Origin of the sequence: Pseudomonas sp. s4 (genome assembly GCF_046764235.1) — a bacterium.
Classification (GTDB): Bacteria; Pseudomonadota; Gammaproteobacteria; order Pseudomonadales; family Pseudomonadaceae; genus Aquipseudomonas; species Aquipseudomonas asiatica.
The window spans coordinates 2,327,484-2,349,037 of record NZ_CP177209.1 but is presented as its reverse complement, the minus strand read 5'-3'; the positions used below and the strand labels follow the sequence as shown (position 1 = coordinate 2,349,037).

General features: G+C 63.9%; 19 protein-coding genes and 2 pseudogenes. 15 read left to right on the top strand and 6 right to left on the bottom strand.

What is annotated here, in order from left to right; translation table 11 throughout:
• The first annotated feature begins 92 nt into the window (after positions 1-92).
• Positions 93-584: a DUF1543 domain-containing protein gene (locus ACK56M_RS11135; protein WP_013972028.1), complete on the top strand. Its 492-nt coding sequence runs from the start codon at positions 93-95 to the stop codon at positions 582-584.
• 82 nt (positions 585-666) lie between these two features.
• On the top strand, positions 667-1,653 hold the full coding sequence (locus ACK56M_RS11130) for a 5'-nucleotidase (RefSeq protein WP_015269929.1): 987 nt from the start codon (positions 667-669) through the stop codon (positions 1,651-1,653).
• Positions 1,654-1,769: 116 nt separating this feature from the next.
• On the opposite strand, the gene ACK56M_RS11125 is transcribed toward ACK56M_RS11130, so the two are convergent.
• Positions 1,770-2,411, bottom strand: coding sequence for an HD domain-containing protein (locus ACK56M_RS11125; RefSeq protein WP_253153074.1), 642 nt, complete (start codon positions 2,409-2,411; stop codon positions 1,770-1,772).
• A 130-nt stretch (positions 2,412-2,541) separates the two neighbouring features.
• Between ACK56M_RS11125 and ACK56M_RS11120 the strand changes: the two genes are divergently transcribed.
• Positions 2,542-3,513, top strand: a complete 972-nt coding sequence (locus ACK56M_RS11120; RefSeq protein WP_139657626.1) for a GlxA family transcriptional regulator — start codon at positions 2,542-2,544, stop codon at positions 3,511-3,513.
• A gap of 98 nt (positions 3,514-3,611) precedes the next feature.
• On the opposite strand, the gene ACK56M_RS11115 is transcribed toward ACK56M_RS11120, so the two are convergent.
• Positions 3,612-4,058: a hypothetical protein gene (locus tag ACK56M_RS11115; protein WP_015269926.1), complete on the bottom strand. Its 447-nt coding sequence runs from the start codon at positions 4,056-4,058 to the stop codon at positions 3,612-3,614.
• A gap of 166 nt (positions 4,059-4,224) precedes the next feature.
• Here ACK56M_RS11115 and ACK56M_RS11110 point away from each other — a divergent pair.
• From ACK56M_RS11110 to ACK56M_RS11075, 8 genes and pseudogenes are all read left to right on the top strand, one after another.
• A pseudogene (locus tag ACK56M_RS11110) lies at positions 4,225-4,560 on the top strand (OPT/YSL family transporter); the annotation flags it as partial.
• A gap of 67 nt (positions 4,561-4,627) precedes the next feature.
• Positions 4,628-6,886, top strand: coding sequence for a sigma 54-interacting transcriptional regulator (locus ACK56M_RS11105; protein ID WP_411959465.1), 2,259 nt, complete (start codon positions 4,628-4,630; stop codon positions 6,884-6,886).
• 30 nt (positions 6,887-6,916) lie between these two features.
• Positions 6,917-8,113, top strand: coding sequence for a DUF917 family protein (locus ACK56M_RS11100; RefSeq protein ID WP_411959464.1), 1,197 nt, complete (start codon positions 6,917-6,919; stop codon positions 8,111-8,113).
• The gene (locus tag ACK56M_RS11095; protein ID WP_411959463.1) at positions 8,110-8,826 is read left to right on the top strand and encodes an aspartate/glutamate racemase family protein; all 717 of its coding nucleotides are present in this window, start codon (positions 8,110-8,112) and stop codon (positions 8,824-8,826) included. The genes ACK56M_RS11100 and ACK56M_RS11095 overlap by 4 nt, the downstream gene beginning before the upstream one ends.
• A 180-nt stretch (positions 8,827-9,006) precedes the next feature.
• Positions 9,007-9,696, top strand: coding sequence for a hypothetical protein (locus ACK56M_RS11090; protein ID WP_015269921.1), 690 nt, complete (start codon positions 9,007-9,009; stop codon positions 9,694-9,696).
• A 63-nt stretch (positions 9,697-9,759) separates the two neighbouring features.
• The gene (locus ACK56M_RS11085; RefSeq protein WP_191472885.1) at positions 9,760-10,197 is read left to right on the top strand and encodes a hypothetical protein; all 438 of its coding nucleotides are present in this window, start codon (positions 9,760-9,762) and stop codon (positions 10,195-10,197) included.
• 117 nt (positions 10,198-10,314) lie between these two features.
• Positions 10,315-11,592 carry a bifunctional O-acetylhomoserine aminocarboxypropyltransferase/cysteine synthase gene (locus tag ACK56M_RS11080; protein WP_013972022.1) on the top strand — a complete coding sequence of 426 codons (1,278 nt, stop codon included), beginning with the start codon at positions 10,315-10,317 and terminating at the stop codon, positions 11,590-11,592.
• 64 nt (positions 11,593-11,656) lie between these two features.
• Positions 11,657-12,421, top strand: coding sequence for a hypothetical protein (locus ACK56M_RS11075; RefSeq protein WP_411959462.1), 765 nt, complete (start codon positions 11,657-11,659; stop codon positions 12,419-12,421).
• A 178-nt stretch (positions 12,422-12,599) separates the two neighbouring features.
• On the opposite strand, the gene ACK56M_RS11070 is transcribed toward ACK56M_RS11075, so the two are convergent.
• The gene (locus ACK56M_RS11070; protein WP_262926140.1) at positions 12,600-12,728 is read right to left on the bottom strand and encodes a hypothetical protein; all 129 of its coding nucleotides are present in this window, start codon (positions 12,726-12,728) and stop codon (positions 12,600-12,602) included.
• Positions 12,729-12,824: 96 nt separating this feature from the next.
• Positions 12,825-12,992 (bottom strand): hypothetical protein, encoded by a 168-nt coding sequence (locus tag ACK56M_RS11065; protein ID WP_160320193.1) that lies wholly within the window; start codon positions 12,990-12,992, stop codon positions 12,825-12,827.
• A gap of 245 nt (positions 12,993-13,237) precedes the next feature.
• On the opposite strand from ACK56M_RS11065, the pseudogene ACK56M_RS11060 reads away from it, so the two are divergent.
• The 4 genes and pseudogenes from ACK56M_RS11060 (at position 13,238) to ACK56M_RS11045 (ending at position 18,760) form a co-directional block, all read left to right on the top strand.
• Positions 13,238-16,457, top strand: a pseudogene (locus ACK56M_RS11060) (T6SS effector BTH_I2691 family protein).
• On the top strand, positions 16,454-17,257 hold the full coding sequence (locus ACK56M_RS11055; RefSeq protein WP_226989605.1) for a DUF6708 domain-containing protein: 804 nt from the start codon (positions 16,454-16,456) through the stop codon (positions 17,255-17,257). The pseudogene ACK56M_RS11060 and the gene ACK56M_RS11055 overlap by 4 nt, the downstream one beginning before the upstream one ends.
• A gap of 122 nt (positions 17,258-17,379) precedes the next feature.
• Positions 17,380-18,015, top strand: coding sequence for a DUF1326 domain-containing protein (locus ACK56M_RS11050; protein ID WP_013972018.1), 636 nt, complete (start codon positions 17,380-17,382; stop codon positions 18,013-18,015).
• Positions 17,996-18,760: a DUF2182 domain-containing protein gene (locus ACK56M_RS11045; protein ID WP_191472891.1), complete on the top strand. Its 765-nt coding sequence runs from the start codon at positions 17,996-17,998 to the stop codon at positions 18,758-18,760. Before ACK56M_RS11050 ends, ACK56M_RS11045 begins: the two co-directional genes overlap by 20 nt.
• A 58-nt stretch (positions 18,761-18,818) precedes the next feature.
• On the opposite strand, the gene ACK56M_RS11040 is transcribed toward ACK56M_RS11045, so the two are convergent.
• Positions 18,819-20,393 carry an aldehyde dehydrogenase (NADP(+)) gene (locus tag ACK56M_RS11040; RefSeq protein ID WP_411959461.1) on the bottom strand — a complete coding sequence of 525 codons (1,575 nt, stop codon included), beginning with the start codon at positions 20,391-20,393 and terminating at the stop codon, positions 18,819-18,821.
• Between the two features lie 168 nt (positions 20,394-20,561).
• Entirely contained in the window at positions 20,562-21,551 is a 990-nt protein-coding gene (araD1, locus tag ACK56M_RS11035; RefSeq protein WP_411959460.1) for an AraD1 family protein, read from the bottom strand.
• Positions 21,552-21,554 lie beyond the last annotated feature (3 nt).

Genomic DNA, 21,554 nt, shown 5'->3' with positions numbered 1-21,554 from the left:
CGCTCCTACAAGGGGCCACTGGATCCATGCGGCATCCGCTGATCTGGCAGTACAATGCCGCACTTTTACATCCACCATGCAAAGGACCGCCCATGCTTTACGTCGTCATGCTCGGAGGCCGCCACCCCGGCGCCAAGATCGAAGTTCACGATGTGGTGTTCGCCCTGGCCGACACCTTCGAACAGGCCTACCCGCAGTTGCGCCAGGCCTGGTTCGGCAGCCCGAAAGGTTTGCACATCGATTCATGGCTGGAAGTGCATGGTGTCGACGGCCAGCGCATCGAACTGCGCCCGCACGCCCCTGCCCCTGGTGCCCTGCGTCTGTACTTCATCAACCTCGGTGGCTACGAACGGGAGGTATTCGGCGAGGCGCACCGCTACCTGCTGGTCACCGCCCACAGCAAGACCGAGGCCAAGGCCCTGGGCAAGCAACGCATGCAGGCGGACTGGCTGAAGCCGCATACCGATGCCTTGCTGGATGTCGACGACTGCCTGGCGATCGACCAGGTGGCAGGGCAGTTCGTGCACCTGGTCGAAGGGGCGCATGAGCCGCTGATGGTGCGTAGTGACTACATCCTCATCTGATGCCGATAGCGCCTGTGGGTACTGAGGGCTTTCGTCACAGCGCACGGGTACACTTGCCTTCAGCTCACGCAGGAGTTGTTTCATGCCCTACCCCATCGAACAGAAACTGGTCATCGGCGTTGCTTCGAGTGCGCTGTTCGACCTCACCGTCTCGGACGACATCTACCAGACCGAGGGCGTCGAGGCTTACCGTCAGCACCAGCAGCAGAACCTGGACGAACCCTTCCCCAAGGGCGTGGCGTTCCCGTTCATTCGCCGCTTCCTGAGCATCAACCAGGCCTTCCCCGAGCAGTTGCCGGTGGAGGTGGTGCTGCTGTCGCGCAATTCGCCGGAGACCGGCCTGCGGGTGTTTCGCTCGATCAACCACTACCAGCTGGACATCACCCGCGCGGCATTCATGTCGGGCCGCTCGCCCTACGAGTACATCCCGGCATTCAATGCCTCGCTGTTCCTCAGTGCCAACGAGGAAGATGTACAGAAAGCCATCGACGCCAACTACCCGGCCGGGCGGGTGCTGCCGACGCGCATCTACGATGACGAGATCGACACCGAATTGCGGGTGGCCTTCGACTTTGACGGGGTGATTGCCGATGACGAGGCCGAGCGCGTGTACAAGCGCGACGACAACCTGGACGAGTTTCAGGAGCATGAACGTGTGCGCAAGGGGATCCCGCATTCGCCGGGGCCCTTGGCGGACCTGTACCGCAAGCTTTCGCTGATTCGCATGCTCGAGGACCGCAAGTTGGCCGAAGACCCGGCGTACAAGCGCATCTTGCGGATTGCCATCGTGACGGCGCGCAATGCCCCTTCGCATGAGCGGGTGGTGACGACGCTGAAGGACTGGGGCGTATCGCCGGACGAGTGCTTCTTTCTGGGCGGGATGGAAAAACCCAGGGTGCTGTCGATACTGAAGCCGCATGTGTTCTTTGATGACCAGCGCAGCCACCTGCAGTCGCCGGCGGGGGACTTGCCGATGGTGCATGTGCCGTTCGGGGTGGCGAATCGCGAGCGCTCGGCGGCGGACTCTGCGTTCGACGAGCCAGCTCCCACTTCGATAGCACCGGTTTGATCTGATGCGCAACCTGTGGGAGCGGGCACGCCCGCGAAGGGCCGCAAAGCGACCCCAATCTGTTTAGCTGACAGGCACCAGGGCCTGCGAACACCGGCAGCACCAGCCCGCTTTACTCAGCTCGCCCAGCAGGACTGCCGAATGACGCTGCAGAAATTCCCAGGCCGGAATGCAGGCTCCTTGTCCGCGATCACATCCGCCTTCACGTTGCCAAACGTGGTCTGCGGCTTGTGCCGGATGCCGTCGTAAAACGCCTGGATGATCGCCTCCTTGAACCTTCCCCCACGCGGGTGCGCCTGGACCACGGCGTCCCGTGCGGCAATTTCCAGCCCTTCGTGGTGCAACCCCAGCACATCAGTCTCCACCCCCGCAGTCACCAGAGCGATCAGCGGGTGCATATGCTCTGGAATACCCGGCGTGGTATGCAGCGCGATCGCCGTCCACACACGTTCGACATCGCGCTCGTCCACGCCGTGGCGCTGGAGGAAATCGCGCGCCGCATTGGCACCGTCCACCTCGAAGCGGCAGCAATCGCTGCTGTGCTGATGGGTCAGGCCCATGTCATGGAACATGCAGCCCGCGTACAGCAGTTCACTGTCGTAACGCAGCCCCAGCCGCTGCCCGGCAAGGGCTGCGAAGTAGAACACCCGGCTGGAGTGGTGGAACAGCAAAGGGGAAGCCGTGTCACGGACGAGCTCGGTGATTTCCCGAGCCATGGTGCTGTCGGGCACCTGGATACCGGCGATGGATGAGGACATGGTCGCTCCTGGGTGGGTTGATGACGAGCCCAGTCTGCGGTCGTGGGCCAATGTCCTCAATTGACTTGTACAGCCAAATACTGCCATTGTCGGCGGATTACGGACTTGCGGCGCAACGCCCGGAGCCACCATGCCCTCTGCCCCCATCACGGTCGCCATCCTGGCCATGCCCGGCGTACAACTGCTGGATGCCTGCGGCCCGCTCGATGTATTCGCCGAAGCCAACCGCCAGGCCGGCCGTGAAGCCTATCGCCTGCTGTTGCTGGCCTGCGAACCGGGGCCGCTGGTGAGCTCTTCCGGTACGCGCCTGGTCGCCGACGGCTGGATCGGCGAAGACCTGGAAGCCATCGACACCCTGCTGGTCGCCGGCACGCCGCAGGCTGCCGAGCAATACCTGCGCCCCGGCATTCTCGACTGGCTGCGGCAACGCGCGGGCGCTTGCCGGCGTTACGGCTCGGTGTGCACGGGGGCGTTTGCCCTGGCGGCTGCCGGGTTGCTGGATGAACGGCGTGTGACCACCCATTGGGCGGTGGCGCAGCCGTTGGCCGAGCGTTATCCGCGGGTGCAGGTGGATGCCGATGCCATTCAGGTGCATGACGGCAACCTGCGTACCGCTGCGGGGGTAACGGCCGGGTTGGACCTGGCGCTGGCCCTGGTGGAAGAAGACCTGGGGCGGGATATTGCCAAGCAGGTTGCCGGGCACCTAGTGATGTACTTCAAGCGGCCTGGCGGGCAGCTGCAGTTCAGCCGGCAAGGTGGGACATCACCGGTCGGGCGTTCGGCATTGCAGGGGTTGCAGCGTTACGTGGCCGCCAACCCTGCAGTGGACCACGGGGTTGCCAGCCTGGCTGCGCGGGTTGGGCTGAGCCCGAGGCATTTTGCGCGGGTGTTTCAGAGTGATGTGGGGATGACCCCGGCCGCGTGGGTGGAGCTGGCGCGGGTGAATGCTGCGCGGGCGCGGCTGGAGGCTGGGCGAGAGCCACCGAAGCAGGTGGCGGCGCTGTGCGGGTTTGCCAATGCGGATACGTTGCGGCGGGCGTTCGTGAAGCATGTGGGGGTTACGCCGGCGGAGTATCGCAAGCGGTTTGGGCGGTCGGGCTGAAATGAACCGTGGTGTGCGTGCGCTCGCGCCGGGTACGCTTTTGCGTCCCGGCCGAGGAGCGTTGCCTGTGGTTGCGGCTTGCAGCGCCGTAAAGCAGGCTAGCCCATCCGCCAATCATCGCCCGGCATGATACGCCGCATGAACTCATCGAAAAGCGGCACAGTGAACGCCGTATCACCGTGGTTCGGGCTGTAGATCATCCCTTTCTCGATCAATGCACTGCGCAGTGGTGCGAGCGTGGAAACCTTCCGCGCCAGGCTGGCGGCGATATCACCAGAACGATGAGGGCCGGCCCCCAGATCCGCCATGCCACGCAGGTACTTCTTTTCCGCAAGCGTAAGGCGGTCAAAGCGCACCCGGAAGAAGCTCTCATCCAGTGTGGCAATGGCCTGCTCTGAAGCGGTTTCGACATCAGCGCTGGTGATGGGGCTCTGCGAGGCTACATCCCATGAATGCTTGCCCCACTCCTGACTTATACCAAGATTAGGAAAGTTATCGAATTTGGATAACTTAACTAATCTCTCTTGATTCGGCAGTGTCAGCAAGAGCGGGCCCCTGTGCGCAGCACTTTTCTTGAGACCCGACGGTGTAGCCGCTAGCACTTCCGGGCCGTTGCTGGACACCTTTCACAACCAGAAGCGACAGTGAACCTTTGTGGCATCACTGGCTCAGTTGTGCAAAGCGCGCTTACCACTCCGACAAGGGATTGCCATGAGACCTGCCCCGTCTACCGCCCCTCCCCAGGTTCGCATCGAACGTGACCTGAGCCCGCGGGCGGTGCTCACCGGCGTAGCGCTGGGCATTCTGCTGACGCCCTCGAATGTGTACGCGGGCCTTCGGATCGGCTGGTCGTTCAACATGTCGATCATCGCCTTGCTGGTCGGTTTCACCCTGTGGCAGGGCCTGGCGGGGCGCAGCAAGGGCCGGCCCGCATGGACGTTGCACGAAAGCAACATCAACCAGACAGTGGCCTCGGCCGCCGCTTCCATCGTTTCTGGCGGGCTGGTCGCGCGCATTTTCGACGTTCTGACCGGTGGCCGCCCGGACACCAGCAGCGGCCGCGTCGTTCTGCTATACCTCATTGCCTGGCTCACCCCAACGAGGATGGATTCTCATGGAGCCACTGTGCACCACGCACCCGGGCGACGAGGATGGCGTGCCTGGCCGTTCGCCCGCCATGCAGGCGCTGCAGGCCTTGCTGCGGCGGGTGGCGCAGAGCGACCGGCCGGTACTGATCTTCGGCCCGACGGGAGCCGGCAAGGAAGTCATCGCCCAGCAACTGCACCGCTTGAGCGCGCCGGGCAAACCATTCATCGACCTCAACTGCGGGGCAATACCCGAGCCACTGCTCGAGTCCGAGCTGTTTGGCCATGCCCGCGGCGCGTTCACCGGCGCGGTTGGCGAGCGCATGGGCCACCTGCAGATGGCTGGGGCGGGGACACTGTTCCTCGATGAGATCGGCGAACTGCCCCTGACCCTACAGCCGAAGCTGCTGCGGGTGCTGGAAACCGGGCAGTACCGGCCGCTTGGTAGCAGCGAAAACCGGCGCTTCCGCGGCAGGGTGGTGGCAGCCACCCACCGTGACCTCAAGCGCCTGGTGGCCGAGGAGCGCTTTCGCGAAGACCTGTACTACCGCTTGTCAGTGTTCGAGCTCGAACTGCCGGGACTGAACGAGCGCCGTGAGGACATCCCGGACCTGATCGAGCATTTTTGCCGCCAGCAACGGCGACCGCTGCGCTTCGATGCAGCAGCGCTGGAGCTGCTGTGCCAACGAGACTGGCCTGGCAATGTGCGCGAACTGCGCAATTCGATCGATCGCATCGGCACCCTGGCCCCGTCACCACTGGTCGATCGGGAAACCCTCGAGCAATTGCTGGTACCGCCCTCGCCCGCCTCAGCGCCTGCCGTAGAGCTGGCCGAAGCGCTGCTCGGGCTTGAGGGGCCGGACAAACTGGCAGCGGTGGAGACACTGCTGATAGAGCATGCGCTGAACCGCTGCAACGGCAACAAGAGTGCTGCGGCGCAGCTGTTGGGGGTCAACCGCAAGGTGATCGAGCGGCGGGTCCGGTTGCGCCAGGACTTGCGCCTGACCGTGGAGCGCTACCTGGCCGAAGGCCGCAAGCTGATCGACGGGGCCGACTTCCGCGGCGCCCTGGGCCCTTTGCAGAAAGGCCTGGAAGTGGCCGAGCGGGTCTACGAGGGCAAAGACCTGTGGCGTTTGCAATTTGAGTTGCACCGGTTACTGGGAGTTAGCTTTCGCAGTATCGAGGGCTGGTTGAGCATCACCAGCCTGGCCAGCTACCGGGACGCCCAGGCCTTGGCCGCGCGTCAAGGCCAGCCGCAAGAGATGGCGTCGGTGTCGTTCGGGCTGTGGACCACTCTGTTGATGGGCCTGGAACTGGCAGAGGCCCGCGCTACGGCACAACAGATGCTGCAGCAGGCGCAGATAGCCGGTGGCGAGGCACTGCGCATCGAGGCCCACCTGGCCATGGCCAATACCCTGTTCTGGCTCGGCGACTTCGAGGAAAGCCTGGCCTGCCTGACGCGCGGCAGGCTGCTGGAGGACGACCAGGCCAGTTGGCCATCGAACCAAGGGCTGGACCTGGTGGGCCTGGCCCGCACTTTCGAAGGCCTGGCCGCCTTCGAGCTGGGCCTGTTCAGCCAGGCGCGCCAGGCGCTGGCCCGCTTGCAGTCCCGCGCCGAGCAGGCGGTCGACAACCCCTTCAACCGCGCGGTCGCCCTGCAGGGCGCGGCCTGGCTCGCCGCAGTACTGGGCGAGCGCGATGCACTCGGGCGCCAGGCCCGCGAGCTGGAGCTGCTCAGTGCGCGCCACGAGTTCTCCTTCTACCGGGGCGTGGGCATGATCCTGCGCGGCTATCACCAGGGCCTATCGGGTGAGTACGAAGCCGGTGAACAGGCCATTGCCGAAGGCTACCAGCAGCATGTGCTGCGTAACGGGGGCCTGTTGTTCCACGGCTTCCAGGCCTGGAAGCGCGGCGAAGTGCTGTTGCTGGGCGGGCGCGCAGAGGCCTGCCTGGAACTGGTGGATGTCGCCCTGGACCTGGCCCAGGACCATCAGGAGCGTGCCTACCTGTGCGAACTGATGTTGTTACGCGGCCGGGCGCTGCTGGCGCTTGGCGACGACCGCGAAGCCGAGGCGACCCTGCGCGTCGCCTTGTCCACCGCGCTGACCCTCGGCGTGGTGCCGGCGCGGCTGCATGCCGCCTTGGAATTGGCCCGGTTGCTCGAACGCAGCGAACGTGGCGCCCAGGTGCAGTCGATCCTGATGCGTGCGCTTCGCGGCCTCGACCCGCAACTGGACTACCCGCCCGCCAGCAACGTGTGTAGCTGGCTGGCACGTTTGTCGAGCTGACCCCCTCAACCGGAAAGCAGGAGCACGATCATGGCGTTCGAGCTGGAGCACAAGGATCTGCAAGCGTTGATCAACGGTGGTTGTTTCTTTGGCAGTGGTGGTGGCGGTACCTTGGCGTCGGCCCGGCACTTGCTGGCCGCGTTCAATGTCGGGGAATTCTACCCGCGCGACCGCGTCAGGGTGGTCACGGTGGATGAGGCCCGTGCCGGCGACGCCGCGGTAGTGGCGTACATGGGTGCACCGGAAACGATCGGGCGTTGCCAGTACCCCCTCGGGCCGATTCAGGCCCTGGAATGCTTGCGCCAGCGCTTGAATGAACAGGGCCGCGAGCTTGCCTATGTCGTGCCGCCGGAAAGCGGCGCGCTGGGCTTTCTGGTTGCGTGCCTGGCCGCCGCCAAGCTGGGCCTGGCGGTGGTCGATGCGGACGGCGCCGGGCGCGCGGTGCCCTCATTGCCGATGCTCACCTTCGCTGCTGCCGGTATACCGCCGCGGCCGTCGTTCGTGGTCAGCCAGGGCGGACTGGTGGTGGAACTGAATGTAACGCCGCCGGCCGAGGCCCAGGGGTACGCAGAAAACGCCAATGTGATCGCCGAGCAAATGTTGCGCCCTGTGGTCGGCTCGCCGGCGTTCGGTGAGTTCGGTGGCCTGGCGCTATGGTGCATGAGCCCCGACCAGCTGCCTTCCGCGCTGCCGCTGCGCGGCACCCTCAGCCGCGCCCTGGCGCTGGGCAGAGCCCTGGCTGCGGGGCAGCTGCACACTTGCCAGGCCGTGCTCGACTGGCTTGGCCAGTTCGGCCTGATGGCTCGGTGCCTGTCTCGCAATGCGCGCCTGACCCATGCTGGCGTGACTACCCAGGGCGGCTTCGACATCGGCCGCATCGACCTCGACAGCCACGAAGGAAGCTTGCGCCTGTGCTACGAGAACGAGTCGCTGTTGCTGTGGGACAAGCACCAGCCGCAACCGCTGGCCATGGCCCCGGACAGCATTGCCTGGTTCTTCGAAGGTGCGGGGCCGGCACTGGCCTCCAACGGCGACCTGGTGCGCGCCGATGGCTCGCTGGACCCGAGCTATGCCGGGCGCCCTGCCTGCCTGATCGGCTGGCAGGCGGCGGCGCCGCTACGCCAGCCCGGTGGGTTGATCGCGTGGAGCTTCGAGCAGTTGCTGGCAGACCTGGGCTACATGGGCGCCTACCGAAGCATCGAGCAACTGCAGGAGCTACGACCATGAGCCTGCGCATTGCGGTTCTCGCGCCGGTCAACTGCAGCGATTACAACGAGGGCCTGCTGGCCTCGATAGCCCCAGTGGTGCCCCCGGATGTCGAGGTCCAGGTGTACAACATCGATCAGGGCAGCCCGTGTATCCAGAACCGGCTGAATCTCGCCGAGAACGCCCTGGCAGTGGTACGCCTGGCACAGCACCTTGAGCAGCAGGGGTTCGACGGCATCTGGCTGAGCGATTTCGACATGTGCGGCGTGGAGCCTGCCCGCGAAGTGATCGATATCCCGATCATTGGCGGCTTCCCCACCTCCGCGTTCAGTGCCCTGGGGTTGTGTCAGCGGTTTTCCATCATCACCATCCTGCAGAGCACCCTGGCCCTGCAACGCGGTCATGTGGCCAATTATGGCCAGAGCATCAATTTTGCCTCGATCCGTGCCATCGACTGCCCGGTAGCCCAGTTGGGTAATGTCGAGGTGGTACTGGTCAAGGCATTGCAAGCCGGGCTGGCGGCCATCAAAGAGGACGGCGCGCAGGCACTGTTGCTTGGCTGTACCGGCTTCATGGGTGTCGCCGAGCGCTTGTCGAAGCTCATCGAGCAGGACCTTGGCTGCTACGTACCAGTGCTGGACCCCAACCAGTGCGGGTTCGGCTTCCTGCTGTCGCTGGTGCGGATGAAGGTGCGTCCGAGCCGTTTGTGCTACGCCAGGGCGCCCCTTGGTTGAGGTGGTCGGATGCGTCCGCCGCGAGCACCCCGAGGTGGACGAAAACGTCCACCCGCCCCCTTGCTTTTCAACCTAACTGGTTGAAAAGCAAGCGATCAGCAGCTTGGCATGATCGATGCTCCTGTCACTGGGCCGAGCGCGTGACCCCATGCCCTCGGCCCACATGACAAGGAGAGCATCATGAGCACTGACTACTATGTCGACTTCGATAACCAGACCAACGATACCTGGACCCTCGCGGTCTACCAGACCTTGCCAAGCTCGGTAGGGCTCGACAGCGTGTCGTGGAAGCAGACCACCGTGCCCACCCAGGGCTACAGCGGGGTGGAGTGGACCATCGACTACAACGTGGTGATTGCCAATTATCGGCAAGTCGGGGGTGTCGGGGTGTACAAGGCCAGCCAGACGCTGTCGACGCAGCTCGGGTCGGTCTGGGATTGCGTGTTCAAGGACAACGTCCAGCAACTGGTGCTGGGTAGCGGCTCCGCGCCCGCAGACAGCATCCAGATCAACAACAAATCGAACTTGCCTGCCAACCTGGGCATCGGCATGAGCGGCCAGGGTTCGGTGTTCAAGCCGGATGTGGTCGGTGGCGGCCAGGCCCAGTTCAAGGTGACGCCCACGTATTACCTGGGGCTGTTCCAGAAGGTACAGCTGGGTGAAGTCATCAGCAGCAACGTCGTAGTCGGCCCAATGCAGATCCAGTTCCCCAGTGGCATGAACTGCGCAACAGCGTCTGCGCGCATGGATGGCGCCAATATCAAGCTGACGCTCACCTACACCCAGGTGACCAAGGTGTCCTACGAGGCTACTCAACGGTTGATCGCGGCCCGCAAGGAACGCCTTGGCAGAGTCCTCGAACACGCCTGAGACCACGGCCGGCGCGCAGCAGCGCGCCGGCCCGCTGTCGCCGGATTCGGCAAGGAGCTGGAAATGAACAAACCCCTAGACATCGCCCTCATCTACGCCGGGCCGCTGGCGTTTGCCGCCGAGCCAGAAGTGACCGGCGCCCAGTTGCTGGACTTCGTCCATACCGTGGATCGACAGATCGAAAGCGTCACCAAGGGCCTGGTCGAGCAGTTGAAGAAGGGCAACATCAACGCCCGCGTGGTGCAGCAGGGCCGTGAGTACCTGATCATCCAGGAGGGCCTGAGCCCGGCGTCGCTGCCACCGCACGACGGCGTGGAGACCGATCCCGCCCCACAACCCTCGCGCATCCGCATCTTCGTCCGCAGCAGCGACGCACCACCCACCATCAATGCGATGCGACTGTTCTTCCGTGACTGGCGCGCAGTAGCAGGCCTGATCGCGGTAGGCGGCGCTTGGTATGCAGGCCAGTGGGTGATGCACGTGCGCCGACAGGACGAGTAGCAGCGCCCGTGGATGCGATGGGCTGCTGCCGGGCAGCCCATCGCCAGTTCACGCTTGACCCACACCCTCCACCCACCACATGCTCGATCGCTCCACCCACGCTCAAGGAACGATTGCATGAAGCTGGAAACCCTCGCTATCCACGCAGGCTTCAGCCCCGACCCGACCACCCGGGCAGTGGCCGTACCGATCTACCAGACCACCTCCTTCGCCTTCGACGACACCCAGCACGGCGCCGACCTGTTCGACCTGAAGGTGGCCGGCAACATCTACTCGCGCATCATGAACCCCACCAACGACGTGCTCGAGCAGCGCATGGCCGCCCTGGAGGGCGGGGTTGGCGCGCTGGCGGTGGCCTCGGGCATGGCGGCCATCACCTACGCCATCCAGACCGTCGCCGAGGCCGGCGACAACATCGTCTCGGTGGCCAAGCTGTACGGCGGCACCTACAACCTGCTGGCCCACACCCTGCCGCGCATGGGCATCCACACCCGCTTCGCCGCCCATGACGACATCGCCGCCCTCGAAGCATTGATCGATTCGCGCACCAAGGCGGTGTTCTGCGAGTCCATCGGCAACCCTGCCGGCAATATCGTCGACATCGCCGCGCTGGCCGAGGCCGCCCACCGCCATGGTGTGCCGCTGATCGTCGACAACACCGTGGCCACCCCGGTGCTGTGCCGGCCGTTCGAGCACGGTGCCGATATAGTCGTGCACTCGCTGACCAAGTACATCGGCGGCCACGGCACCAGCATTGGCGGCATCGTCATCGACTCCGGCAAGTTCCCCTGGGCCGACAACAAGGAACGCTTCGCCCTGCTCAACACCCCCGACCCGTCCTATCACGGCGTCACCTACACCGAAGCCTTCGGCCCCGCCGCCTTCATCGGCCGCTGCCGGGTGGTGCCGTTGCGCAACACCGGTGCCGCGCTGTCGCCTTTCAACGCCTTCCTGATCCTGCAAGGCCTGGAAACCTTGGCCCTGCGCATGGAGCGCCACACCGAGAACGCGCTGAAGGTCGCCCGCTACCTGCAAGCCCACGAGCAGGTGGCGTGGGTGAAATATGCAGGGCTGCCCGACCACCCCGAGCATGAACTGGCCCAGCGCTACACCGGCGGCAAGCCGGCGTCGATCCTGTCGTTCGGCATCAAGGGCGGCCAGGCGGCCGGCGCGCGCTTCATCGATGCGCTGCAGCTGGTGGTGCGCCTGGTGAACATCGGCGACGCCAAGTCGCTGGCCTGCCACCCCGCCTCCACCACCCACCGCCAGCTCAACGACGAGGAACTGGAGAAGGCCGGCGTGCCACGGGACATGGTGCGCCTGTCGATCGGCATCGAGCACAGCGACGACATCATCGCCGACCTGGCCCAGGCGCTGGAGGCCAGCCGCGGTTGATTCATCTGCGCCCTACCCAATGCCTACGGCGGGCGCACCTTTCGCACATATGGATAGCCCTGCGATGACCCTGTTCTACCTCAAGCTGATCGTCACCCCGCTCCTGATGTGGGCCATCTCTCTCGCCTCGCGTCGCTGGGGCGGCCTGCTCGGCGGGTTGCTGTCCGGCCTGCCGATCACCTCGGCACTGGTAATGACCTTCCTGTGCCTGGAACAGGGCACGGCCTTCGCCCTGGGTGCGGTGCCCGGCGCGCTGGGCGGCCTGGCGGCGGTGCAGGCCACGTACACCTTCTACCTGTTCGCCACACGCAGGCTCGGCATCGGCTGGGCCATATTGCTGGCGATGCTGTTCTATGGCGTCGCGGCCTACGCGTTTACCCACGGGGGCAACCTGTACCTGTCGATTGCCGTGGCGCTGGTGCTGATTGGCGTGCTGATACGCGCCAGCAGCCGCGAGCCCAGGCCGGACACCCTGGTCCGGCCCCGGCATCGATTTTGGGAAATCCCTCTGCGCATGGTGTCTGCCACTTCGTTGCTGATGGTCACCACAAGCCTGGCCAACTGGCTGGGCCCGGCGACCAGCGGGATGCTGGCGCCGATCCCGGTGATTGCCTGGCCGCTGGTGGTGTTCGCCCATGTGCAGACTGGCCGTGCCGGAATGGCGGCGATGGTGCGGGGCAATGCGATCGGGGCGGTGGGGGTGATTGCGTTTTATCTGGTATTGGCAGGGCTGCTCGATGGTTGGGGTGTCGCAATTGCCATCAGCCTGGCCATGCTTTGTGCCGTGATCCTGACCGTGGGGCTGGCGGCGATGTTGCGACGGGGGTGATACGCCGGCGCGCATGCCAGGGCTGCGTCGATTGGGGCTGCTGCGCAGCCCATCGCAGGCAAGCCAGCTCCTACAGGATCACTAAAGCCTTCAAGGCAGATGCAGTACCTGTGGGAGCGGGCATGCCCGCGAACCGGCGCAGCCGGTGCCATACGCCGTGTCGGGTTCTTCACGGAGGTCATTCCCTGCGCTGATCCAGGTCTACCGCAGGTTGCTCCCCTCTCTGCCTGGCATCGTCTTCCTGCCAATCACCACCCTCCTCTTCGTTCATGAGCGGGTCGTCGTCAGGGTCGGGTGAAGTGGGCATGTCCGGGTTCGTGCCGCCTTGTGCATTCGGGTTGGGGCTCATCGCTGCCTACCTCGCAAGAAAGGTGTGAACCACATTCGTTCCGGGCCAATTCCGTCACCGAGGCTGCGGGTGCTCGGCAGAAACCGAATTGTTTGCCTGCACGTCCTCCATCTCCTCTTCTATCGGGCCTTCGTCATCCGATGGTAGCGGGACCTCTCTGTCACCGCTGCCGGGCTGGGATTCGGTTTGCTCGGGGCCGGGGTCATTCTGATCGTTTGCCATGGACGTTCTCCTGGGTTTGCGCGTTGATCGCGCATACAGATCGGACGGAAAACGGCCAGCAGCAGTGCCTTGGGTTCGACAGGTGGCGCAAAAGGCCGGGGTACCGATCATGGCCCCATATAGAGCTAAACCATTATTCAGAGACGTTTCCTACAAGCTTTTAGGAAGCCCAATGCCTCTCTAGAAAGCGATTCCCCGTTAGTGTTCAGGGGTCGACAAGGCCCTGTCCAACACGAGGATCGCTCATGACCATCAGCCAACGTATTGCCCTCGCGATCGCCGAAGCCGGGCTGCCGCACGACCAGTGCATGTTCTGCGAGCGCCAGGGCCTGCCGATCCTGCCGCTGCGCCGCGCCCTGGTGCCCGATACCCGCCCCGAGTGTGTCTCCACCGTGGCGGATAACCGGCATATCTCGACAAAGATCGGCTTGCGCACCTTGCGCAGGGGCTTCCTGTATGTGCTGCTCGACCAGCAGGTCTGGCATGCCTATGCCGTCAGCGAGCAAGGTCATCTGCGCCGCTTCAACCCTTACGAGCCGCCAGATGGCCCGCCTTCGCCGCTGCCCGAAAAATGCGTGAACGCAGATCACGACATTCCTTCGGCCTTTCTCAACCTCGATACCGGCAGGTACACCAGCGCCTGGCTGGCCTTCTCCAGCGATCCTTGGCCGGTGAGCGTGCTGAACGCCTACAAGAGCGGCGCGTCGCCTGCGCATCGCTTCCAGGGCCTGGACCTGATTCAGGCGCGCAACAATCCCGAACTGCTGGGCATCGCCATGACGCCCGATAAGCTTGGGGTCGACCAGCAGGTGTTCGAGTACGCCCAGCATGGCTGTGCCCCCTTCGACAGTGCGCATGGCTTCCACAGCCGCTGGTTGCGCCGGTTCGCCCTGCGAGGGTATCTGGTCAATGCGATCAACCGGCACAAGCTGGAAAACGGCGTGCTGGCGGTGGTGCTCGACGACACTGTCGGGCTGATTCAGGAGTACAACCATCAGCGCCTGAACTGGGTAGTGAAGCGTCAGGCCTGGCGTGAAGACCCGATGCGCGCCTATCAGCTGCAGACCTCGCAGATCCTGCAGATCATTCGCGCCACGCACAGGGAATGGGCGGCGCAGAAGGTGCCGTCGCTGGAACCGATGACGGGTGATGGGCCGCCGGTGTTCACCGACCCGGCAGTCGAGCGGCAGCTGTTGGTCGAGCGTGCGCAGCAGGAGAGTGACGAGCGGCTTGAAGAGCGCTACCACGAACCGCAGCGGGCCGCGTTCCAGGCTGACTATGAGCAGCAGGAACGTGAGTTTCAGCGTTACATCGACAAGGACGCGCAGGCGTACGTTGCCTTGTTCGATACGCCCATGTTCAAGGTGGCCGAGGCGTACGACTACGACGGTAACGATCGTGAGTCCGGGGTGGCCTACGCCAAGACCATGGCCCTGTGCCTGGGCGGTGGGGTTACGGAAGCTGTCGTCCCCCGGCTTGAACCGCATGTTCCCGCTTCCGGCACCAGCGAACTGCTCTGGCTGAAATGGCTGCAGGACCCTGACAGCCCGCCCTACCGTGCCTTGCTGATACGCGACCAGGCACTGCTGGCCGGGCTGCTGCCCAGTTTCTCCGCCACAGAAGCGATCAGCTGGAACGACAGCGACAAGCTCTACGGCATGCTGAGCAAGATCATCGCCAGCGATGACGCCGGCTTGCGCACGCGCAATACCCTCAAACAGGCCATTGCTGAAACGCAGGGTGCGCTCAATGCGGCCAGTCAGCGGCTGGCGCCATGTTTGTCACCTGGTATTCAGAAGGCTGTGCGGCATTTGAACAGTGCCACGCAGTTTCTCTACAACGGCGTCCACCTGATCGAACTGGAAGTGAAGATGAAGCTGGGCGAGTACTACGCGTTGCAGAGCGCCCACCTCCGGGAGTTGCAGCACAAGGCCAATGCGTCGATCGCCGAGGCGCGGGACCGGATGCGCCGCAATATCGATGACTTCGAGTTTGGCTCGATGAAGGCCATGCGCAAGGTGCGGCCGATCATCCAGCATGGCTTGATGAGCCTGGCAATGCTCGATCCACGGCTCACCAATACGATGATCAGCGTGACGGTGTGGGTCGAGGGCAAGGCCGAGGAAGTGCACGGGCGGCTGTTCAAGGAGGCCAGCATGGGCGTGACCCAGGCGAGCAGCGCGGCGCAGCTTGCCCTGGTGGATATCTCGGTGGCAGCGGGGACGCTGGAAAACGATGCACGCAGGTTGTTGCAGGGGATGAAGATCACGTCGCAGCAGGCGGCCCGATTGGTAAAAACCGGTTTTTCCGGGTTGCGCGGGATTGCTGGCAGCTGGGAAGTCCTGCTGGCGATAGGCGGGTTGTATCTGCAGCAGGACAGCCTGGGCAGGAATCAGGAAAAGGCGGAAACGGAGATCGGGCCCAAGGCGCATGAGGCCAGGTTGGCGTTGCAAGGATCGCAGTTGGGCGTGTTGGGAGGGCAAATCGAACTGGTTGGGCTCATTTTGAGATCAAGTGCTGGTCCACTGAATTTGGGGTGGGCAAAGGGTGTTGCAGCCAGTGGGGGGGCCTTGATAAGGCTTGGTGCTTTGGTGAGTGCGGTTGCAGGGGTCTTTGATACGGCTCAAGCAATCAAGGCCATGAAGCGCACCGCCGCTGCGGGTGATGATGCAGCGAGAAGCCAACACTTCTTTTCCTTCCTCTTATATGGCTCGGGCACTATGGTGTTTAGTGTTGCAGTACTCAAGCCCTTGTTTTTCGGCCCGTTGGGACTGGCGATAGCCCTCACGCTTGCTGCTTATCAACTAAGTAAACTGGCTCAGGAAAATGAATCAACTGATCTGGAGCGGTGGGTAAGGCGATGCTGCTTTGGAAAAGCAAACGAAAAGCCGAGCATTCATTGGAATGCTCCGGAACATGCGGATATCGCTTTTGCCGAACTCAATGCTGCCACGCTAGGCGTTCAGGCGAAGTTGAATTTTTGAGTCGCGCTTGGCCACTGATCCAGGACTTCCGAAAATCGGTGGCTTGATTAATACCGAAATAACTAAAAAGCTAAAATTCTTGATCGCATTGCCTATGTACGATGAGCGGTCCTCGGGATATCGCTGGAAATTGATTGTGCATCGTCACGGTGACGGCAATCACCCTGATTACGTTGGCGGGGAAACTATTGCTTCGGGCAATTTCTTTGCAAACGCTGAACAACCTCTCTCACCGTCCTCTTCATTTTCCAGCTTTGCATCGCCACGGATCCCCGATCACGACCGCAGTATTTCAATTAGCGAGAAGCAGAAACCTTATTCTACTGGACTCTGTCAGTTAGAGATTTCTGGCTCAATATCGCTTATGGCGACTATAGGAAAACACACGATTCTGGCAGCTACGCTGTTGGTGATGTACTGGCCGGATCGGAGCTTGCCAAGTGGGTACATTGAGATTAGTGTCAGGGAGATTAACGAGTGAAGCGTGATGGTAAAGTTCTGTGGGAGCGTGGTTTTGGCTGGAGCCATGACCTTCCCAAGGTGGATGAAGGGCCAAAGTGGAGAAAAGTGTGGGCGAGTGTCAAACCGTCGCCCAACTATTTCGATGATGTTTATCTCGAGTTGCCACGGAGCAGCACCATCCTTCGAGGCGCTATATTTCTAATCGGTGTTGCGGGCCTGCTTTTTCTTTTTGGAATGACGCTTTACTTGTACTGGGATTTATTATACGACGACTGGCGGCACGACTGGCTGATGAATCTATCATTGGTAATTACCGCCTCAGCAATACTGTGGGCCTTGATTCCTTACATCAAGCTTGATCTGGTTGCCCCTAGAGACGAGCCTATTCGCTTCAATCGACTACGCCAAAAAATATATATTTATGAGTTTCGATATGACCGTATCTTCATCTTCAGTCGCAAACGCTGGGGCGTCAAACCGGTCGCCTACAACTGGGACGATGTAACCGCCGAAGTCTACCGAGTCTACGCCCCCGGCCACGGTGGCCTGATCGAAAACGTCATGCTGTCAATCCGCAACCCGGAAACCAACGAAGTTATCGACCGTGTGTTCTTCACCTATGACCTGTACCAAGGCGAAGCCTACTGGGCTATCGCCCGGCTATTCATGCAGCAAGGCCCAGAAGCCCTGCCAGCGTTCGTACACCCACCCCGTGACTGGAACGATGACGATGGCCTGAGCCACATGCATTGCCTGGCACCAAAGGTTCATTGGCCGGAGGAGATTGACCGTGAATCCCGCACTGCCCCATCTGACTGAGAAGGCCGATGCTTTGACGCAGCAGTTTTATACGGCCCGTGTCAGATGCCGAATCCATCTAAATATGGCGGCATGATCCGGAACTAAACTAACAAGTGGCACTTGTTTGCGAGGATAGGATCATGGCCTATGTCGATTGGCGATTGCGCGGCGCAGGGGTCGACCTTTGCAACTGCGATTATGGCTGCCCCTGCCAGTTCAATGCCTTGCCCACCCATGGCACTTGCGAAGCGGCAGTGGGCTATCACATCGAGGAGGGGTACTTCGACGAGGTGTCGCTGGCCGGCTTGAATGTGGCCTGCACCTTCGCCTGGCCTGGACCCATCCACGAGGGCGGTGGGCAATGCCAGGCCTTTATTGATGAACGCGCCAGTGATGCCCAGCGCCAGGCATTGCTGACCATTCTCAGCGGCCAGGAGCAGGAACCCACGGCCTTCTTCGCCATTTTTGCCAGCACGGTGCAGACCATGCACGCACCGCAGTTCGTGCCGGTTGAGGTGCACACCGACCGCGCCGCACTGACCGCCAGCATCCACGTGCCCGGGGTGCTGGATGGCCGGGCCGAGCCGATCCGCAACCCCGTGGACGGATCGGTGCACCGGGCCAGGCTGGTACTGCCAGAGGGCTTCGAGTTCGGCGAGACGGACTGCGCCAGCGCCACCTTCAACTGCTCCGGGGCGGTGAAGCTGGACTATGCCGGGCGCAACGCCATGCTCTACGACCTGGATATGGGGCCAAATGGCATCATCCGCGGCTAGCCGCTGGCCAGCCCCGGGCGCGCTGCTGACCGGCGCGCTGGTGCTGATGATCAGCGCGCTGGGTTGGTGGTGGCACGTCGAGCAGGCAACGACCATGGCGGCGATGGGCGAGATGCAGATGCCACCCACCGCCTGGTGGTCGCGCCAGGGCGCGCTGACCCTGCTGATGTGGTTGGCGATGATGCAGGCGATGATGCTGCCGGCCGCCCTGCCGGTGTTCCTGCTTTACCGACGCTGCCTGCTGCGCGACAGCACCGGCCCATTCAAGCTGCTGCTGTTCTGCGCGGCCTATGCGCTGCTCTGGTGTGGCTTCGCCCTGCTGATGACCCTGCTGCAGGCCCTTGGCGAATGGCTTGGCTGGCTCGATCCCATGACCCTGCGCCTGCCACCGCTCATGGGTGCGCTACTGCTTCTGCTGGCCGGTGGCTACCAGATGAGCCAGGGCAAGGCCGCTTGCCTGGAGCATTGCCAGAGCCCGCTGTTCTTTCTTCAGCACCATGTACGCCCGGGCCTTGGCGGCGCCTGGAGACTGGGGTTGCAGCATGGCCTGTACTGCATCGGTTGCTGCTGGGCGCTGATGCTGGTGCTGCTGGTGGTTGGCGCCATGAGCCTGTGGGGCATGGCCGCGCTGGCGATGCTGGTTCTGGCGGAGAAAGTGTTGCGGTTGGGCGCGGCCTGGCGCCGCTACAGTGGCGCCCTGCTTATCGCTGGTGGACTGCTGCTGGCGCTCTGGCCGCATATCTGACAACCCGCCCGGGCCTGCCCGGGCGGGGTGCAGCGGTACCACGCCGAAGCCCTTGGCGTCAGGCCAGCGCCTCGCGGCTGTGCTGGCCGTCGACCAGGCGTTGCAGGCCCAGCGGGTTGGCGTTTTTCAGGGCGTCGGGCAGCAGCGCATCCGGGTAGTCCTGGTAGCACACCGGCCGCAGGAAGCGGTCGATAGCCAAGGTGCCGACCGAGGTCCCACGGGCATCGGACGTGGCCGGGTAAGGCCCGCCATGCACCATGGCATCGCACACTTCGACACCGGTCGGGTAACCATTGACCAGCAGGCGCCCGGCCTTGCGCTGCAGCAGCGGCACCAGCGCGGCGAAGCGCTGCAGGTCTTGTGGCTCGGCAATGAGCGTTGCCGTCAGCTGCCCGTGCAAGGCTTGCAGCGCGCGGCGCAGTTCGGCTTCGTCGGCCACCGCCACGGCCACCGTGGCCGGCCCGAACACCTCCTCCTGAAGCAACGCATCACCGTCAAGCAGCAGGCTCACATCCGCCTGGAACAGCTGCGCCTGCGCCTGGTCGCCAGCCTGGTCGGCGCCGGCCAGATGACGCACGCCCGGGTGCTGGTGCAGGCGTTGCACGCCCTGGGCATAGCTGCGCAATGTTCCGGCATTGAGCATGGTCTGCCCGGGCTGGTCGGCCAGCTGCGCACCAAGGGCCGCCAGGAAGTTGCTGAACGCCTCGCCGGCAATACCGATGACCAGCCCGGGGTTGGTGCAGAACTGCCCGCAGCCCAGCACCACCGAACCGGCCAGCTCCCTGGCTACCTGCTCGCCCCTGGCCTGCAAGGCCTCAGGCAAGACCAGCACCGGGTTGATGCTGCTCATTTCGGCGAACATCGGAATCGGCTGCGGGCGCGCTGCAGCCAGCTCGCACAGCGCACGGCCGCCCTTGAGCGAACCGGTGAAGCCCACGGCCTGGATCGCCGGGTGGCGCACCAGCGCTTCGCCGACACCGGCACCGTAGATCATGTTGAACACGCCCGCGGGCATGCCGGTGGCCACCACCGCCCGCTCGATGGCCTCGGCCACCCGTTCGGCAGTGGCCATGTGGCCGCTGTGCGCCTTCACCACCACCGGGCAACCGGCGGCCAGCGCTGCGGCGGTATCCCCCCCTGCGGTGGAGAAGGCCAGCGGGAAGTTGCTGGCGCCGAACACGGCTACCGGGCCGACGCCGGTGCGGTACTGGCGCAGGTCGGGGCGCGGCAGCGGCTGACGCTGGGGTTGGGCACGGTCGATGCGAGCCCCCAGGTAGTCGCCACGACGAAGCACCGAGGCGAACAGGCGCATCTGGTTGCTGGTACGCGCGCGTTCGCCCTGGATGCGCCCGGCCGGCAGTGCGGTTTCGCGGCACACGGTGGCGACAAAGGTGTCGTCCAGCGCATCCAACTGGTCGGCAATGGCATCGAGGAACTGCGCACGGCGCTGCGGCGCCAGGGCGTTGTATTCGGCGAAGGCCGCTTCGGCAGCCTGCGCGGCGGCGTCCACTTCCTCCGGGGTGGCTTGGGCAAAGGCCTGCGGAAGGGCTTCGCCGGTGCGCGCGTCGAGGCTTTGCAGGCGCACGCTGCCGGCAGCGCTGCGCTGGCCGCCAATGAAGTTGCTTCCAGACATGGTTGGCTCCTGTAATTGAGAAAGACGGTTCAGATGCTCATGGCGGTAAGGGGGCTGCTGCGCAGCCCATCGCAGGCAAGCCAGCTCCTACAGGGTAACTGTGGGAGCGGGCGAGCCCGCGAAAGGGGCGCAGAGCGGCCCCGATTCAGCAACTGGCTGGCAGCGGGCTCAAAGGCTTCTCACCACCCCGGGGCGAACCTGCCCGGGCGCGGCGGCAATGCCATTGCGCAGCGGCTGGCCGAAGGCGTCGAGGCTGACTTCGAAGGTGTCGCCCGGGCGCGCCTGGATGCCGTCGGCGAACGACAGCGTGGCAGTGCCGAAGTAATGCACGTGGATATCGCCGGGGCGCAGGAACTGGGTGTACTTGAAGTGGTGGAATTCCAGGTTCTCGAAGCTGTGGCACATGTTCTGCTCGCCCGAGAGGAACGGCTTGCGCCACAGCTCCTGGCCGTCGCGCAGGATGCGGCTGGTGCCTTCCAGGTGAGCCGGCAGCGCACCCAGGCGCAGCTCTGGGCCGAAGCTGCAGGCGCGCAGCTTGGAATGGGCCAGGTACAGGTAGTTGCGCCGCTCCATCACATGGTCGGAAAACTCGTTGCCCAACGCATAGCCAAGGCGGTAAGGCGTGCCGTCGGCACCGATCAGGTACAGCCCGACCAGCTCTGGCTCCTCGCCGGCATCCTCGGCGAACGCCGGCAGCGGCAGGTCGGCGCCAGGGCGCACGACGATGCCACCGTCGCCCTTGTAGAACCACTCCGGCTGCGCGCCCTCCTCGCCTGCCGGCGGCCGACCGCCATCGAGGCCCCACTGGAACATGCGCATGCTGTCGGTCACCGCGCCTTCGGCCTGCTGCTGATGCATCTTGTCGCGGGTTGCGGCGCTGCCCAGGTGGGTCAGCCCGGTGCCGGTGACCAGGCAGTGCGCCGGGTCCGGGTGGTCCAGTGGCGGCAACACGCGGCCTTCGGCCAGCATGGCCAGGTAGTCGTGGCGCTCGCCCAGGCCGGCAGCCTGCACTTCAGCGGCCAGGTCACGGCCGGCGGCAATGGCTTGCAGGGCCAGCTGGCGGGTGCTGCCAGCGCCCTGCACCTGCAGGGCGTAATCGCCTTCCACCACGCCCACGCAGCGCTCGCCGGTGGCGGTTTCAAATTGGATCAATCGCATATT

What these genes read in the sequence shown, in the direction of transcription:
- ACK56M_RS11135 (WP_013972028.1), top strand. Translation starts at nt 93, where the DNA reads ATGCTTTACGTCGTCATGCTCGGAGGCCGCCACCCCGGCGCCAAGATC.
- ACK56M_RS11130 (WP_015269929.1), top strand. Translation starts at nt 667, where the DNA reads ATGCCCTACCCCATCGAACAGAAACTGGTCATCGGCGTTGCTTCGAGT.
- ACK56M_RS11125 (WP_253153074.1), bottom strand. Translation starts at nt 2,411, where the DNA reads ATGTCCTCATCCATCGCCGGTATCCAGGTGCCCGACAGCACCATGGCT.
- ACK56M_RS11120 (WP_139657626.1), top strand. Translation starts at nt 2,542, where the DNA reads ATGCCCTCTGCCCCCATCACGGTCGCCATCCTGGCCATGCCCGGCGTA.
- ACK56M_RS11105 (WP_411959465.1), top strand. Translation starts at nt 4,628, where the DNA reads ATGGAGCCACTGTGCACCACGCACCCGGGCGACGAGGATGGCGTGCCT.
- ACK56M_RS11100 (WP_411959464.1), top strand. Translation starts at nt 6,917, where the DNA reads ATGGCGTTCGAGCTGGAGCACAAGGATCTGCAAGCGTTGATCAACGGT.
- ACK56M_RS11095 (WP_411959463.1), top strand. Translation starts at nt 8,110, where the DNA reads ATGAGCCTGCGCATTGCGGTTCTCGCGCCGGTCAACTGCAGCGATTAC.
- ACK56M_RS11090 (WP_015269921.1), top strand. Translation starts at nt 9,007, where the DNA reads ATGAGCACTGACTACTATGTCGACTTCGATAACCAGACCAACGATACC.
- ACK56M_RS11085 (WP_191472885.1), top strand. Translation starts at nt 9,760, where the DNA reads ATGAACAAACCCCTAGACATCGCCCTCATCTACGCCGGGCCGCTGGCG.
- ACK56M_RS11080 (WP_013972022.1), top strand. Translation starts at nt 10,315, where the DNA reads ATGAAGCTGGAAACCCTCGCTATCCACGCAGGCTTCAGCCCCGACCCG.
- ACK56M_RS11075 (WP_411959462.1), top strand. Translation starts at nt 11,657, where the DNA reads ATGACCCTGTTCTACCTCAAGCTGATCGTCACCCCGCTCCTGATGTGG.
- ACK56M_RS11070 (WP_262926140.1), bottom strand. Translation starts at nt 12,728, where the DNA reads ATGCCCACTTCACCCGACCCTGACGACGACCCGCTCATGAACGAAGAG.
- ACK56M_RS11065 (WP_160320193.1), bottom strand. Translation starts at nt 12,992, where the DNA reads ATGGCAAACGATCAGAATGACCCCGGCCCCGAGCAAACCGAATCCCAG.
- ACK56M_RS11050 (WP_013972018.1), top strand. Translation starts at nt 17,380, where the DNA reads ATGGCCTATGTCGATTGGCGATTGCGCGGCGCAGGGGTCGACCTTTGC.
- ACK56M_RS11045 (WP_191472891.1), top strand. Translation starts at nt 17,996, where the DNA reads ATGGCATCATCCGCGGCTAGCCGCTGGCCAGCCCCGGGCGCGCTGCTG.
- ACK56M_RS11040 (WP_411959461.1), bottom strand. Translation starts at nt 20,393, where the DNA reads ATGTCTGGAAGCAACTTCATTGGCGGCCAGCGCAGCGCTGCCGGCAGC.
- araD1 (WP_411959460.1), bottom strand. Translation starts at nt 21,551, where the DNA reads ATGCGATTGATCCAATTTGAAACCGCCACCGGCGAGCGCTGCGTGGGC.